We start from the raw sequence: 13,480 nt of genomic DNA, 5'->3' as shown, positions 1-13,480 counted from the left end.
AACTTGCCGTGGATCTCCCGAGGCGCGACCGCCCCCATCCCACGCATCCAAATAGCACGAAATATCCGCTTATTGTGCGAGCCGTTCAATGGCGTTTTATCGCAATAGAAGCGAGAAAAGGACGCAGATAAGACAACTGCGTACAGGTCGGCGGTCATGCCCCCGGACGCCGCTCAAAACGGGAGCGCTGATGTGCCATGAAGGAGAAAGGGACACGACAGGTAAGAGCCGCGGTGTGCGCGATCGTGTTCGCGCTGATGTCGGGGACGTGCGCGTCACCGGCCGCGGCCGCGGCATCGGGCGGCATCGCCCTCAGGGCCGCGCTGGAGATGATCGGGGTGCCCTACTCGTGGGGCGGAGGCGGGGTGCACGGGCCCGGGTACGGCATCGGGCGGGGCGCGAGGACGAAGGGGTTCGACTGCTCAGGCCTGGCCGAGTACGCCTACGCGCGGGCGGGGATCTCCATCGGCACGACCACGACGGAGCAGTGGCGCTCGGGCGTCCGGGTGCCGGAAGAGCTGCTGGAGCCGGGCGATCTGGTCTTCTTCGACAGCGACGCGAAACGGCCGGGACCTGAGCACGTGGGGCTGGCGCTGGACGCCGGGCAGATGGTGCACGCGCCGTACACCGGCGCACTGGTGCGGGTCGATCCGCTGGACAGGCCCGACCTGCTCGGCGTGGTGCGGCCTGACATGGGCCGCGGTGACGTCGCGAGGTGAGCGTCCGTCATGCCGCCTGCCGTACGTCCCCCGGAAATGCCGGGGGACGTACGGCCGAATGCTTCGGTGTCCGGGAAGGCCGGGCCGCGGTCTCGCGAGTCACCACGGCCGGCGTTCCCACTCACCAGGAACGAGCTACTCGGCGCTGGCCTGGCCGTTCTCGATCTCGGTGTCCTTGTTGTGGTCACCGACGGAAGGCTGGTTGTTGTTCAGCAGCTGGACATCGACCTCGTCCAGGATGTTGATGATCTCGACCTCGAGGTTGTTGACCGAGTGGTTCAGCACGTCGTTCAGCGCGTCATCGATGATCTGGAACTGGGACAGCAGAGCCTGGCCCTTGTTGCTCGGGTTGGGGCCGACGTCGGCGATCGCGGCGGACGCGGAGAACCCGAAGGCGGCGGCCGCGATAGCGGCACCGGCCAGAATACGACGGATCATTGTTTGCTTTCCTCCATGGATCGGCGCTGGAGTACCGGCGCCGGGTTCATACGTGCATAGCTGTGAGGTGCCGTTGTCAACGATCGTGGCGGACATCGGAGATGGCAAACTCGAAATGCCCTCATGGAGGTCAAGGAGGCGCTTGGATTCTTTGGCACTGGATTTCGGCGACCGGAGAAGTCGTCGTTGAGTATCGGTGTCCGTGGATATCGGCGTCCGTGTCACTCACGATTCTTCCGGCGGTCCTGCACAAGGCTGGAAGCGTCTGCCGCACGTCCCCGGCGGACCTTCTTCAGGTCACGCCGGGGACGTACGGCCCCCGAACGCTTCAGTGCCCAGAAAGCCGCCCCGTGGCCTCGCGAGTCTCCACGATCAAGTTCTTTCGCGCACCTGGACGAAGGAGGGCGGTTGGCCACGCGGCCCGCTGCGGTGCGGTGCCGCCGCACTCCCCCGTCTGCGTCTCAAGCCTTAGTTGGACTTGGAGAAGCCGTTTTCGATCTCGGTGTCCTTGTTGGCGTCGCCGACCGAGGGCTGGTTGTTGTTCAGCGCCTGGACGTTGACCTCGTCGAGGATGTTGATGATCTCGACCTCGAGGTCGTTCAGCGAGTGGTTGGCGACGTCGTTCAGGATGTCGTCGATGATCTGGAACTGGCTCAGGATGGCCTGGCCGCCGTTGTACGGGTTGGGGCCGACGTCGGCGGACGCGGCGGACGCGGAGAACCCGAATGCCACGGCCGCGATAGCGGCACCGGCCAGAATACGACGGATCATGATTGCTTTCCTCCATGGATCGGCGCGGAATTCCAGCGCCATAGTCGTTCGTGCAGGGCTGTGAGGTGCCGCCAATAACAATTGCGGCGGGCGGCGGAACCCGCAACCCGGAAAGGCCTCATGGAGGTCAAGAAGCCGCCTCGATTTTTTGGTGACGGTACTTAAGTCTTTCCATGGCCTCGCGGATCGCCACCGCCGGCTCTTTCGCGTGCGCACGGGCAGGGGCAGGGGCAGGCCGGGTCACGGGGCCCGGCCGCCGCCTGCTTCGCCCGTGGACGCCCCGGCCTACTCGGCGCTGGCCTTGCCGTTCTTGATCTCGGTGTCGCTGTTGTGGTTGCCGACCGTCGGCTGGTTGTTGTTCAGCAGCGGGACGTTGACCTCGTCCAGGATGTTGATGATCTGGACCTCGATGTTGTTGGCCGAGTGGTTCAGCACGTGGTTCAGCGCGTCATCGATGATCTGGAACTGGCTGATGACGTCCGCGCCCTCGTTGCGCACGTTGGGGCCGACGTCGGCGGACGCGGCGGTCGCGGAGAACCCGAAGGCGGCGGCCGCGATAGCGGCACCGGCCAGAATACGACGGATCATGGTTGCTTTCCTCCGTGGATCGGCGCGGAATTCCGGCGCCATAGTCGTTCGTGCAGGGCTGTGAGGTGCCGCGAATAACCCTCACGGGATGCGACGAAAACCGCAACTCGGAAAGGCCTCGGCTAGGTCAAAGTGCCGCCTCTATTTTTTGGCCTCGGGTTTTCCCGGGCCATCGCGGCGCCGTCCTGCACAGGACTTCGACGATCTGCATTCAACCGGTGTTCCGCGCCGGCCAGACGTCCACGGGGAATTCGTTCACCGCTCTTTGGACAAAGATCGACCGGCTCTTTGACGACTCTATCTGCGCCGGTGTGTTTGCCGGCCGGAGGCGCGTTACGATTCTTCGGTCAGGCGGTCGAGGGCCGCCGACAGCCGCTGGAGCGCCGCCAGGCATTGCCTGGCGTCCTCCACTCCCAGCTCCCGCACCAGCCGGTCCGCGAACTTCTGGTGGCCGGGGTCGATCGTGGCGATCGCCGCCAGGCCGGCGGGCGTGGGCCGCAGCAGCTTGGCCCGCCGGTGCGCGGGGTTGGGCCGATACTCGGCCAGCCCCCGTTCCACGAGCAGGTCCGCGATTCGCTGCACGCCCTGCCTGGTCATGCCCATCACCCTGGCGATCCCCGCGACGGGCAGCGGCTCACCCAGGACCGCGCCGAGCACCTGCCACCACGCGGCTGTCATTCCCGACGGCCGCGCCAGCTCTTCCGCGACGTGCAGGAACTGCCCGTTGAGCCGGAAGGCGCCCAGCGCCATTCCCGACAACAACTCGCCGCTCTCGCTCACGCCGCCATCAACACCTCGAAAGCCGAGGCGTCGCTCCTGGCGAACAGCCGGAACCAGGCGTCCAGCACCTCGGGACGGAAGACGTCGAGCCTGCGGAAGACCTCCCTGGCGAAGGCGACCGGCTCGGTCGGGCCCGCCGTGATCAGATCGCCGTCGAGCACCGCGTCCCGGTCGAGGTAGCGGGCGGCTCCGCCGTACCCCTCCTGGGCCTGGAGGTACTGCGCCACGGCGCTGGTGTGGTCGCGCTCGTCGAGCAGCCCCTCGCGGGCCAGCCCCGCCGTGGCGCCGCAGATCGCGGCCACGGGCACCCCCGCGTCGAGGAACGCGCGCGCCTTGCGGGCGAACGGCACCAGCGAGTCTCCCGCGTCCCAGAGGTCGGCCCCCGGCAGGACGAGCAGCGCGCTGTCGGCCGGGGAGAGGTCGGCCAGGGCGAGATCGGGGGTCAGGCGCAGGCCGCCCATGGTGACCACCGGGTCGGTGGTGAGGCCGACGGTGACGATCTCGTAGCCGCCCGGTTCGCGCTGGTAGTTGCCATTGCGCAGGTGTGCGGTGAGGTGACCGGTCTCCCAGTCGGCGAGCGTGTCGTAGACGGCGTGATGAACGATTTTCTGCATGACAACATCTTGTCATTACGACAACATGCTGTCAATCCATTCCCATGGAAGGATAGACCGCATGGCAGAGATCGTCGGCGGAGGACGTCCGGTCAACGACGCCGAACGGCGCGTGATCGCTTATCTCCGTGACCGCGCGCCCGCCGACTGGTTGCTGCTGCACAACGTCGAGGTCCCGCGCGGCCACGACGTCTTCGAGGTCGACCTGCTCGTGCTGACGGGCCACTCCCTCGTCGTGGTCGACGTCAAGGGCACCAGGGGCCGCATCGAGGTGTCCGGCACCCGCTGGTTCCCGCCCCGCAGGGAGGCGTTCGGCTCGCCGGTCACCAAGCTGCGCGGCACCGCCAAGGCGCTCAAGGGCCTGCTGGTGTCCAGGGCCACCCAGCTCGAACGCGTCTACGTCGACAGCCTCGTCGTGCTCACCTCGCCCGACGCCGAGCTGGTCGACCCCGCCGGGCGCGACGCCGTCAACGTCACCGACCTGCCCGGCCTGCTGGCCACCCTCAGCGACACCTCCCGGGTCAGGCGCGGCTGCAGCCCCGACGCGCGGCCGTACCTCACGGCGATCCTCGACGCGCTCAACCAGACCGTGCGCCGCAGCACCGCCCCGCCCCGCTACGGCAACTGGGAGGTCGAGGAGCAGCTCGGCGGCGACGCCAAGGTCACCGAGTACCGCGCGTTCAACGTCACGCTGCCCGGCAGCGAGACCGTCCTGCTGCGCGTCTACCAGGCCGACCCGCTGGCCGACCAGCAGGCGCGGGCCGCCGAGCGGCAGCGCATCGCCAACGCCTACCAGACGCTCGCCAGGATCCCGCCGCACCCGAACGTGGTGCGCTCCCGCGACTTCTTCGCCATCGACGACGAGAGCCGCTTCGTGCTGGTGCTCGACGACGTCCACGGCGAGGCGCTGCACCTCGCGCTGGGCAAGTACGCGCCGCTCGGCCTGATCCAGGACCTGCTGCGCGGCCTCGCCCACGCCCACGCCCACGGCGTCGTTCACCGGGCCCTCACCCCGGCCGCCGTCCTGGTCACCGACGACGGGCACGCGGTGCTGACCGGGTTCGACTACGCCAAGCCCGGGCCGCGCAACTACACCGTGGCCCACGAGCTGGGCATCGTGCTCGACGCCGCCTACGTGGCGCCGGAGTGCCAGGAGCGGCCCGACCTGATGACGACCGCCTCCGACGTGTACTCGGCCGGGGTCATCGCCTTCCAGCTCCTCACCGGTCACCTGCCGACCAGCGGTGACGCCCATGGGCCCGACGTGCCCGAGGTGGTGCGGCGCATGCTCGACCACTCCCCCGCCAAGCGGCCTTCGGCGGGCGAGTCGCTGGAGCTGCTGCGCGGCACGCCCCCTCCGGCCTCCCGGCTCAGGCGCTTCGTCCGCCGCATCGTGTCCCGCCCCTGACCGCCCTGGCCACACCCTGGGGGCAGGCCGGGCAGCGAGAGGTGCCGCCCGGCCTACGCGCGCGTGATCGTGTCGAGGATGTCGATCACGTACAGCATGGGCTTCTGTCCGGGCGCGGGCACCGCGACCCGGCTGCCGACCCGGCGCCCGGCCAGCGCGCCGACCCAGGACTCCGGCACCGACCCCGCCTCCAGCGTGAACGCGCTGGGCCCGCCCCGCCGGTAGGAGGAGTCCTCGACGGCCCGGGACGGCCACGACGCGGCCACGTACTGGATGACCACCCGGGACCCCGCCACGACCGGGTGGCCGGACCCGTCGATCAGGGTGCGCGGCGGGTCGGCGGGGGTGAGGTCGGCGGGGATGACCGGCAGCGTGCGGCCGACGAGCCGGGCGTCGGCCGGGTAGCCGCCCAGGATGTCGAAGACGAGCACCAGCGTGTCGGCGGGCGAGACGCCGGTCAGCGGCACGTTCGGCCCCATGGCCTCCCCCGCCGGGCTGACGAGCATGACCCGGCTGCCGGCGGGCCGCCCGATGAGCGACTGCCGCCACGTCTCCGCCACCTGCCTGCCGTCGAAGACGACGGTGGTGGGCTGGTTGCCGTCGTGCGTGCTCAGGTAGGGCCGGTTGCCGGACCAGCGCCGGATGTCCACGTCGGCGAGCACCACGTCGCCCGGCACCGTGCGGCGCCCGTTCCCGACGGACAGCACGGTGATCCGCGGCGTGCGGCCGGGCTTGCCCTGGGGTATGGAGACGTTCGGCTTGCTGCCGAACCTTCCCGTCACGACGGGTTGCGAGCCGCCCTCCTCGGCCACGCCGCACGAGGCGGTGAGCATGAGCAGCGCAGGCCAGAACAGACGCACGATTTCCTCCAGGGCCCGAATCCAGAGGAGTTACTTGCCGTAAGTGTCCCAAGGGAAGCTTCGGGGCTCGCCATCTCACGACAAACTTGGACGGTGAGCAAGCCGAATCTGGCGAGGCGGGTCGCGGAGGCGGCCGAGATCGCGCTGACCACCCGCAAGTACGTGACGTTCATCGACGTGGTGACGGGCCTGCGCTGGCTGCATTCCAGGCACGTGGACACCTGGCGGCAGGGCAGGGCGGCCACGCTGGCGGAGCTGGCCGCCGTGGACGAGGACCGCCTGCTCACCGCGGCCGGCCTGTTGCGTGACTGGGCGCGGGCCAAGGGGCTGCGGCCGGTGGACACCCCGTACGTGGCCGGCACCCGCGACCGCCGCGAGCTGCGCTTCACCGCCGGGCCCGAGCAGGAGCCGTTCCGGGTGCACTGGCTCTCGCCCGACCTGAGCGAGGCCAGGGTGCGCAGGCTGACCGAGGCGCAGAGCAAGGCGCCCGACCTGGTGGCGGTGAGCCCGCTGGAGGCGTGGACGTGCGCGTCCTGCGGCGACACCGGCCCCTACCTGATCGTGGAGGAGGACCGGCCGCACTGTCTGACCTGCGCGGACATGGACCATCTGGTGTTCCTGCCGTCGGGCAACGCGGCGCTCAGCCGCCGGGCCAAGCAGGAGAGCGGCCTGTCGGCGGTGGTCGTCCGGTACAACCGGCGGCGCAAGGTCTACCAGCGGATGGGCCTGCTGGTGGAGGAGGCGGCGCTGGCCGCGGCCGAGGAGCGCTGCCTGGCCGACGAGGAGGTGCGGCTGCGCCGCCGCGAGCGCGACCGCGAGCGCAGGGCGGAGCAGGACGTCGAGTACCAGTCGGCGATGGCCGCCGAGATCGCGCGGCTGTTCCCTGGCTGCCCGCAGGCGCGGGCGCGAGAGATCGCCGAGCACGCGGGCCAGCGCGGCAGCGGCCGGGTGGGCAGGTCGGCGGCGGCCAGGGCGCTCGACGAGAACGCCATCACGCTCGCCGTGATCGCCTCCATCCGCCATCTCGACACCGACTACGACAGCCTGCTCATGGCGGGCGTCCCCCGGATGGAGGCCCGCGACCGCATCAGGGCCGCTATCGAACGCAGGCTCGAAGAGTTCCGCCGGCCGGGTTAGGGTCGGGAGCATGAGCGACGACTGGCACGACGTCAGGCAAGAGTTGCGCGCGTTCGCCCTCGGGCTGCCCGAGACCCACGAGGATCATCCCTGGGGCGAGACCGTCATCAAGGTCAACAAGAAGGTCTTCCTCTTCCTCGGCCTGGACGAGCGGACGGAGAAGTGGGATCCGACGTTCGGCGTGAAGCTGCTGTCGGAGGCGCACGGCCACGCGCTGACCGTCGAGGGCGCGGCGCCCAGCGGTTACGGGCTGGGCAAGGCGGGCTGGGTGACCGTGCCGTTCCTGTCCCGCCTCCCGGAGACCGAGGTGCTGCTCGACTGGGTGGAGGAGAGCTACCGGGCCATCGCGCCCAAGCGGGCGATCAAGGAGCTCGACCTCAGGTGACGGCCAGCCTGGTCGCGTACCTGTCGTCGCGCCACAGCTCCTTGTCGAGCACCTCCAGCAGCGTGGTGGCGGCGTCGTACACGTCCGCGTAGCCGATGTAGAGCGGCGCGAAGCCGAACCTGAGCACGTCGGGCGCGCGGAAGTCGCCGTGCACGCCCCGGTCGATCAGCGCCCGCATCACCGGGTAGCCGTCCGGGTGGCGCAGCGACACCTGGCTGCCCCGCGCGGCCGGGTCGGCGGGCGAGGCCAGTTCGAGCCGGTCGCCGACGAGCTGCACGAACAGCTCGCCCAGTGCCATGCTCTTGGCCCTGACCTGCGCCATCGGCACCCGCTCCCACACGTCGAGCGCCGCGTCCAGCGCCGCGAACGACAACACGTGCGGGGTGCTCACCGCGAACCGCCGCACCCCCTCGGCGGGCCTGTAGCCGGTCTCGAACGCGAACGGCTCGGCGTGGCCGTGCCAGCCGGGCAGCACGTTCTCGGCGGCGGCCTGGTGGCGCGGGTTGACGTAGAGGAAGGCGGGCGCGCCCGGGCCGGCGTTGAGGTACTTGTAGGTGCAGCCCACGGCGAAGTCCGCGCCGGAGACGTCCACCTCCATGGCGCCCACACTGTGGCACAGGTCCCACACGATGAGCGCGCCGGCGGCGTGCGCCTCGGCGGTGACGGCGGGCACGTCCTGGCGGGCGCCGGTGCGGTAGTCCACCTCCGACAGCAGCACCACGGCGGCGTCGTCGAAGCGCCGCTCGCCGATGTCGCGCAGCTCGTAGTCGCCCAGCAGTGCGGCCAGCCCCTGCACCATGTAGTGGTCGGTGGGGAAGTTGCGCGTGTCGGAGACGATCACGCGCCGTTCCCGGCGCAGCCGCAGCGCCGCCGCCACGGACTGGTAGACCGCGATCGAGGTGCTGTTGCCCACGACGACCTGGCCGGGGCCCGCGCCGATCAGCGGGGCGATCCGGTCGCCCAGGGCGAGCGGCTGGTCGTACCAGCCCGCGTGGTTCCAGCCGCCGACGAGCTGCGCGCCCCACTCGTCCTCGACCGTCCTGCGCACCCGCTCGGCCGTGCGCCGGGGCAGCGCGCCGAGCGAGTTGCCGACGAGGTAGATCACCCCTTCCGGCAGCACGAACTCGTTCTTGAACGGCCGCAGCGGGTCCGCTGCGTCGAGCGCGAGGCACTGGTCGCGATCCAAGGTCACTCCCGTCATGGAGGGATGGTGGCTATCACCCTGTTCACACCATTCTCGTACTGACGGGCGTACCAGTTCTGCACCGGGTTGTGCGTCTCGTCCAGACGGAAGCTGCCGCGCGGGCCCGCCAGCTCGCCCACCTCGCCCAGCGCGCGCGTCAGGTCGCCGCCCCTGGCCAGGGCCGCGTCGATGAGGCGCATGGCGTCCCAGCTCTGCAGGGCCACGGCCGACGGGTTGCGGCCCGTCCTGGTCCGCCACCTGGCGACGAACGCGGCGTTGTCCGGGTTGTCCAGCGCGGGCGAGTACATGCCGACGCTCGTGATGCCCTCCGCGTCGGGGCCGACCGCCCGCAGCACGTCCTCGTCGGTGAGGTTCATGCAGGCCAGCAGCTCGATCCTGGTGTCGTAGCCGAGCTGCTTGTACGACCTGGCGAACGCGACCGCCTCGCCGCCGGCGTAGAACGCGAACAGCAGCCGGGCCTCGGGCGGGATCTGCTCGAAGTACGGCTTGAGGTCCGTGACCCGGCCGTAAGGGGTCAGGATGCGCTTGAGCGGCTCGGCCCCGTACCCCTCGGCGAAGCCGTCGAGCGTCTCGACGCCGGCCGAGTAGTCGGAGCCCATGAGCACCACGCCGCGCCGCCCGTACCGCTCGGCGGCGTAGCGGCCGGCGGCGCGGCCGTGGTCGTGGTTGCGGTAGGAGACGCGGAAGACGTTCGGGCCGTCCAGCTCGTCGGAGCCGGCGTTGGCGACCACCACCGGCGTCCGGCCCGCGGCCTCGTCCACCACGGACACGGCGACGGGCGAGGCGATCAGGCCGGTGAGCAGGTCGACGCCGGCGTCGTCGATGAGCCGCCTGGCCTCCTTCCTGCCCTGCTCCGAGTTGCCCGCGTCGTCGGCCACCAGCAACTCGGCCGCCCTGCCGCCCAGGCGGCCGCCGTGGTCGTCGAGGTAGAGCCGCATGGCGGTCTCCATGTCGTCGCCGAGCATGGCGTACACGCCGGTCTGTGAGATGATCGCGCCGAGCTTGACCGGGAGCGTGTCCTCGTCGGGCGGCGGGACGGTGCCGCCGCAGCCGGCGGCCATCAGCACCGCCAGTCCAACCACGGGCAGCCCCAGCACGGGTGCGCGCATGGGGGAGCTCCCTTCAGCCCGGGAACGCCTCGGCGCCGGCTGCGAGCAGCTTCGCGCGGGCCGTACCGGACAGGAAGCCGGCTCGCCGGATCAGGTCACCCGAGGGTGACTCGCCCAGCGGGTAGGGAAAGTCGCTGCCGAGCATCACATGTTCCTCCCCGAGAGTGTCGGCGAGCAGCCGCGGCGCGCTCGTCGAAGGCGGCAGAGTCGACGCTGAACCTGCCGAGGTGCGCCTTGGACCGGCCCCGCCCGGGCCGGCCCTCGGGCGCGTGGTGCGGGTGGACGCCGATCACCATCTAGCCCTTGCCAGGGTGCAGCGCGCCGCATCCGCCACAGGTACGGGCCTTCTCGTCGCCGTAGAAGGCCTCGAACACCGGCGGCAGGTCCTTGACGATGTCGCGCACCTGCAGCTCGACCTCGTGGACCAGCGCGCCGCACTCCATGCAGTACCACTGGAACTTCTCCAGCTCGCCCTCCGGCCGGATCCGCTCGACCACCAGCCCCATCGACCCGGCCTCAGGCCGCTGCGGCGAGTGCGGCACGCGCGGCGGCAGCAGCCACATCTGACCCTCGCGGATGTGCACCGTCTCGGGGCCGTTCCCGGTGACGACGTTGACGTGCATGTTGCCGCGCACCTGGTAGAACAGCTCCTCGTACGGGTCCACGTGGAAGTCGGTCCTGGAGTTGGGCCCGCCGACCACCATCACGATGAAGTCGTTCGCCCCTTCGAAGACCACCTTGTTGCCGACGGGCGGCTTGAGCAGGTGGGCGTGCTCGTCGATCCACTTGGTGAAGTCGATGGGCGGGATCATGACAGCTCCTGAGGATGGTAGGCGACGGCTTGCATCTCGATGAGGAGGTGCGGATGCGGGAGCTGGTGCACCGCGACCGTGGTCCTGGTGGGCCCCTCCTCGTCGAAGAACTCGGCGTAGACCTCGTTGTAGCCCTTGAAGTCGTTCATGTTCACCAGGTACGTGGTGATCTGCACCAGGTCGGCGAGCGAGCCGCCCGCGGCCTTGAGAATGTCGCCGATGTTCTCGATGACCGCCCTGGTCTGGGCGCGGATGTCCAGGCTGGTCGCGCCGTGCTTGTCCACCTCGACGCCGACGAACGTGTCGTCGGGGCGCCGGCAGCTCGTGCCCGAGACGTACAGGAAGTCACCGGCCCGCTTGACGTGAGGGAACCTGCCTCGCGGGGTGGCCTTGCCGGGCACGCGCATGGCCTTCGGCCGTACTTGCGGGCTCACTTGCCGAACACCGCCCGCACCGGGCCGAGGCCCTCGATCCGCGCCTCGAACACGTCTCCCGGCTCCACCGGCACCACCGGCCCGAGCGAGCCGGTCAGCACCACGTCGCCGGCCCGCAGCGGGTAGTCGGTGCGTCCCAGGCGGGTGGCCAGCCAGACGGCGGCGTTGAGCGGGTGCCCGAGTACGTCCGCGCCGGAGCCGGCCGACACCTCCTGGTCGCCCCGCGTCATCGTCATCCGCGCCGCCCGCAGGTCGAGCCCGAGCAGCGGGACGGGCGTGCAGCCGAGCACGAACGCGCCAGAGGAGGCGTTGTCGGCGATCGTGTCGACCAGCCTGATGTCCCAGCCGGCGATCCGCGAGTCGGCGATCTCGATGGCCGGCAGCGCGAAGTCCACCGCCCTGATCACGTCGGCCACCGTGAACGGGCCGCCCTTCAGGTCCGCGCCGATCACCAGCGCGACCTCGGCCTCGGCCCTGGGCTGCAGGAACCGGTCCGGCGGGATGGGCTGGCCGTCGACGTAGCAGATGTCCGCGAAGAGCATGCCGAAGTCGGGCTGGTCGATGCCGAGCTGCTGCTGCAGCGTGGTGTTCGTCAGGCCGATCTTCCTGCCGACGAGCCGCCGCCCCGCGCCGAGCGCCTGCTTCGTGCCCAGCTCCTGCACGGCGTACGCGTCGGCCGCCGTGCCCACCAGGTCCCTGATCGGAGCGCAGGGCAGGCCCGTGCGCGCCGCCTCCGCCAGCCGCTCGGCCGCCTGGGCGTGCGCGTCCACTGCCTGGGACCATTCGTCATGCATCGGGTTGCTCCAGTTTGATGGTGATCGTGGTGGGTTCTGAGTAGAAGTCGAGTGACCTGGTGCCGCCCTCCCGGCCGATGCCCGACAGCTTCACGCCGCCGAACGGGGTGCGCAGGTCGCGCAGGTACCAGGTGTTGACCCAGACGAGCCCGGCCTCCAGGCGCTGGGCCACGCGGTGGGCGCGGTCGAGGTTCGTGGTCCACAGCGTGGCGGCCAGGCCGTACTCGCTGCCGTTGGCCAGGTCGACGGCCTCGGCCTCGCTGTCGAAGGGGGCGACGTGGCACACGGGACCGAAGATCTCTTCTCTGTTGAACCTCGACCATTCAGACAAGCCTGTCACCACCGTCGGCTCCACGAAATAACCGGAATCGCGATGATCGCCGAACACGGGGACACTGCCTCCTGCGAGCACCTTGGCTCCCTCCGAGCGGGCCAAGGCGTAATAGGAGAGCACCTTCTCGCGGTGCTCCGCCGAGATCATCGGCTGGGGCTCCACCTCCTGGGCGCGGACGGCCAGCCGGACGCAGAAGTCCTCGAAGATCGAGCGGTGCACGTACATGCGCTCGGTGCACAGGCAGACCTGACCGCCGTTGGTGAAGACCGACCGCACCGTGCCCTCGACCGCCTTGTCGAGGTCGCAGTCCTCGAAGACCAGGCCCGCGTTCTTGCCGCCCAGCTCGAACGAGATCGGCTTGACCCGGTCGGCCACCGACTTCATGATCGCCGTGCCGGTGCCGGTGGAGCCCGTGAACGTCACGGCGTCCACCCCGGGGTGCTCGACGAGGAGCTGGCCGGCGGAGCCGTACCCGAAGATGATGTTGACCACGCCGGGCGGCAGGCCGGTCTCCTGGCAGATCTCCGCGAAGACGGCCGCCGAGCCCGGCGTCTGCTCCGACGGCTTGACCACCACCGTGTTGCCCGAGACCAGGGCCGGCGCCAGTTTCCAGGTCATCAGCAGGAACGGCAGGTTCCACGGGACGACCACCGCGACCACGCCGAGCGGCTTGCGGATGGTGTAGCTCAGGATGCCCGACAGGTGGAAGGCGTCCTCGGGGCGCTGGGCGGCGATCTCGGCGAAGGCGCGGAAGTTGGCGATGCCGCGCGGGATGTCGAGGGTGCGGGTCTGGTCGAGCGGCTTGCCCGTGTCGGCGATCTCCGCCGCCACCAGGTCGTCGAAACGCGCCTCGATGCCCTCGGCCAGCCGCCGCATCCACCCGGCGCGCTCGCCGACAGGCATCGCCGCCCAGTCGCGGGCCGCCTCCCTGGCAGCCCGCACCGCCCGGTCGACCACCTCCGGGTCGGCCTCGTGGACCTGCCTGATCACCGCGCCGGTGGCCGGGTCATGGACGGGGAACGCCTTGCCCGCGGCCACCGGCTGGCCACCGATGAAATGGGTCAGCACAACGGTCTCCTCATCTCTCCCTCGC

The 13,480-nt window shown here is 70.3% G+C and carries 17 protein-coding genes; 4 read left to right on the top strand and 13 right to left on the bottom strand.

All coding sequences use genetic code 11. The features are described from left to right. The first annotated feature begins 233 nt into the window (after positions 1-233). The gene (locus FXF51_RS34900) at positions 234-719 is read left to right on the top strand and encodes a C40 family peptidase (protein ID WP_187414728.1); all 486 of its coding nucleotides are present in this window, start codon (positions 234-236) and stop codon (positions 717-719) included. A gap of 135 nt (positions 720-854) precedes the next feature. On the opposite strand, the gene FXF51_RS34895 is transcribed toward FXF51_RS34900, so the two are convergent. The 5 genes from FXF51_RS34895 to FXF51_RS34875 form a co-directional block, all read right to left on the bottom strand. Beyond that, entirely contained in the window at positions 855-1,157 is a 303-nt protein-coding gene (locus FXF51_RS34895; protein ID WP_148438967.1) for a hypothetical protein, read from the bottom strand. Between the two features lie 468 nt (positions 1,158-1,625). Next, positions 1,626-1,928 (bottom strand): hypothetical protein, encoded by a 303-nt coding sequence (locus FXF51_RS34890; RefSeq protein WP_148438966.1) that lies wholly within the window; start codon positions 1,926-1,928, stop codon positions 1,626-1,628. A gap of 285 nt (positions 1,929-2,213) precedes the next feature. Next, the gene (locus FXF51_RS34885; protein WP_148438965.1) at positions 2,214-2,516 is read right to left on the bottom strand and encodes a hypothetical protein; all 303 of its coding nucleotides are present in this window, start codon (positions 2,514-2,516) and stop codon (positions 2,214-2,216) included. A 333-nt stretch (positions 2,517-2,849) separates the two neighbouring features. After that, positions 2,850-3,266, bottom strand: a complete 417-nt coding sequence (locus FXF51_RS34880; RefSeq protein WP_148439045.1) for a MarR family winged helix-turn-helix transcriptional regulator — start codon at positions 3,264-3,266, stop codon at positions 2,850-2,852. A gap of 26 nt (positions 3,267-3,292) precedes the next feature. Further along, the gene (locus FXF51_RS34875; protein ID WP_148438964.1) at positions 3,293-3,910 is read right to left on the bottom strand and encodes a type 1 glutamine amidotransferase family protein; all 618 of its coding nucleotides are present in this window, start codon (positions 3,908-3,910) and stop codon (positions 3,293-3,295) included. Positions 3,911-3,971: 61 nt separating this feature from the next. Between FXF51_RS34875 and mads6 the strand changes: the two genes are divergently transcribed. Then, positions 3,972-5,318, top strand: coding sequence for a methylation-associated defense system protein kinase MAD6 (mads6, locus tag FXF51_RS34870; protein ID WP_148438963.1), 1,347 nt, complete (start codon positions 3,972-3,974; stop codon positions 5,316-5,318). A 53-nt stretch (positions 5,319-5,371) separates the two neighbouring features. Here the strand turns inward: mads6 and FXF51_RS34865 are convergent, their stop codons facing one another. Next, positions 5,372-6,178, bottom strand: a complete 807-nt coding sequence (locus FXF51_RS34865; RefSeq protein WP_148438962.1) for an FKBP-type peptidyl-prolyl cis-trans isomerase — start codon at positions 6,176-6,178, stop codon at positions 5,372-5,374. A gap of 93 nt (positions 6,179-6,271) precedes the next feature. On the opposite strand from FXF51_RS34865, the gene FXF51_RS34860 reads away from it, so the two are divergent. Together FXF51_RS34860 and FXF51_RS34855 are read left to right on the top strand one after the other, a co-directional pair. Beyond that, positions 6,272-7,315, top strand: a complete 1,044-nt coding sequence (locus tag FXF51_RS34860) for a DUF2293 domain-containing protein (RefSeq protein ID WP_148438961.1) — start codon at positions 6,272-6,274, stop codon at positions 7,313-7,315. A 10-nt stretch (positions 7,316-7,325) separates the two neighbouring features. Beyond that, positions 7,326-7,700 carry an MmcQ/YjbR family DNA-binding protein gene (locus tag FXF51_RS34855; protein WP_148438960.1) on the top strand — a complete coding sequence of 125 codons (375 nt, stop codon included), beginning with the start codon at positions 7,326-7,328 and terminating at the stop codon, positions 7,698-7,700. On the opposite strand, the gene kynU is transcribed toward FXF51_RS34855, so the two are convergent. From kynU to FXF51_RS34820, 7 genes are all read right to left on the bottom strand, one after another. Further along, positions 7,693-8,901, bottom strand: coding sequence for a kynureninase (kynU, locus tag FXF51_RS34850; RefSeq protein WP_148438959.1), 1,209 nt, complete (start codon positions 8,899-8,901; stop codon positions 7,693-7,695). The genes FXF51_RS34855 and kynU overlap by 8 nt on opposite strands. Further along, on the bottom strand, positions 8,898-10,013 hold the full coding sequence (locus tag FXF51_RS34845; RefSeq protein WP_148438958.1) for an ABC transporter substrate-binding protein: 1,116 nt from the start codon (positions 10,011-10,013) through the stop codon (positions 8,898-8,900). The genes kynU and FXF51_RS34845 overlap by 4 nt, the downstream gene beginning before the upstream one ends. Before the next feature lie 13 nt (positions 10,014-10,026). Further along, positions 10,027-10,158: a hypothetical protein gene (locus FXF51_RS62935; protein WP_262380040.1), complete on the bottom strand. Its 132-nt coding sequence runs from the start codon at positions 10,156-10,158 to the stop codon at positions 10,027-10,029. Positions 10,159-10,309: 151 nt separating this feature from the next. Further along, positions 10,310-10,825 carry a 3-hydroxyanthranilate 3,4-dioxygenase gene (locus FXF51_RS34835; RefSeq protein WP_148438957.1) on the bottom strand — a complete coding sequence of 172 codons (516 nt, stop codon included), beginning with the start codon at positions 10,823-10,825 and terminating at the stop codon, positions 10,310-10,312. Further along, positions 10,822-11,259 (bottom strand): RidA family protein, encoded by a 438-nt coding sequence (locus FXF51_RS34830; RefSeq protein WP_262380039.1) that lies wholly within the window; start codon positions 11,257-11,259, stop codon positions 10,822-10,824. The genes FXF51_RS34835 and FXF51_RS34830 overlap by 4 nt, the downstream gene beginning before the upstream one ends. Continuing rightward, the gene (locus FXF51_RS34825; protein ID WP_148438956.1) at positions 11,256-12,053 is read right to left on the bottom strand and encodes a 2-keto-4-pentenoate hydratase; all 798 of its coding nucleotides are present in this window, start codon (positions 12,051-12,053) and stop codon (positions 11,256-11,258) included. Before FXF51_RS34825 ends, FXF51_RS34830 begins: the two co-directional genes overlap by 4 nt. Further along, entirely contained in the window at positions 12,046-13,455 is a 1,410-nt protein-coding gene (locus FXF51_RS34820; RefSeq protein ID WP_222871594.1) for an aldehyde dehydrogenase family protein, read from the bottom strand. Before FXF51_RS34820 ends, FXF51_RS34825 begins: the two co-directional genes overlap by 8 nt. Between the last annotated feature and the right edge of the window lie 25 nt (positions 13,456-13,480).

The organism is Nonomuraea sp. PA05 (assembly GCF_008086045.1).
Lineage (GTDB): Bacteria > Actinomycetota > Actinomycetes > Streptosporangiales > Streptosporangiaceae > Nonomuraea > Nonomuraea monospora.
This window is presented reverse-complemented; position numbering and strand designations above follow the sequence as displayed.

Coding starts and splice junctions, on each gene's coding strand:
- FXF51_RS34895 (WP_148438967.1), bottom strand. CDS start 1,157: ATGATCCGTCGTATTCTGGCCGGTGCCGCTATCGCGGCCGCCGCCTTC.
- FXF51_RS34890 (WP_148438966.1), bottom strand. CDS start 1,928: ATGATCCGTCGTATTCTGGCCGGTGCCGCTATCGCGGCCGTGGCATTC.
- FXF51_RS34885 (WP_148438965.1), bottom strand. CDS start 2,516: ATGATCCGTCGTATTCTGGCCGGTGCCGCTATCGCGGCCGCCGCCTTC.
- FXF51_RS34880 (WP_148439045.1), bottom strand. CDS start 3,266: ATGGCGCTGGGCGCCTTCCGGCTCAACGGGCAGTTCCTGCACGTCGCG.
- FXF51_RS34875 (WP_148438964.1), bottom strand. CDS start 3,910: ATGCAGAAAATCGTTCATCACGCCGTCTACGACACGCTCGCCGACTGG.
- mads6 (WP_148438963.1), top strand. CDS start 3,972: ATGGCAGAGATCGTCGGCGGAGGACGTCCGGTCAACGACGCCGAACGG.
- FXF51_RS34855 (WP_148438960.1), top strand. CDS start 7,326: ATGAGCGACGACTGGCACGACGTCAGGCAAGAGTTGCGCGCGTTCGCC.
- kynU (WP_148438959.1), bottom strand. CDS start 8,901: ATGACGGGAGTGACCTTGGATCGCGACCAGTGCCTCGCGCTCGACGCA.
- FXF51_RS34845 (WP_148438958.1), bottom strand. CDS start 10,013: ATGCGCGCACCCGTGCTGGGGCTGCCCGTGGTTGGACTGGCGGTGCTG.
- FXF51_RS62935 (WP_262380040.1), bottom strand. CDS start 10,158: ATGCTCGGCAGCGACTTTCCCTACCCGCTGGGCGAGTCACCCTCGGGT.
- FXF51_RS34835 (WP_148438957.1), bottom strand. CDS start 10,825: ATGATCCCGCCCATCGACTTCACCAAGTGGATCGACGAGCACGCCCAC.
- FXF51_RS34825 (WP_148438956.1), bottom strand. CDS start 12,053: ATGCATGACGAATGGTCCCAGGCAGTGGACGCGCACGCCCAGGCGGCC.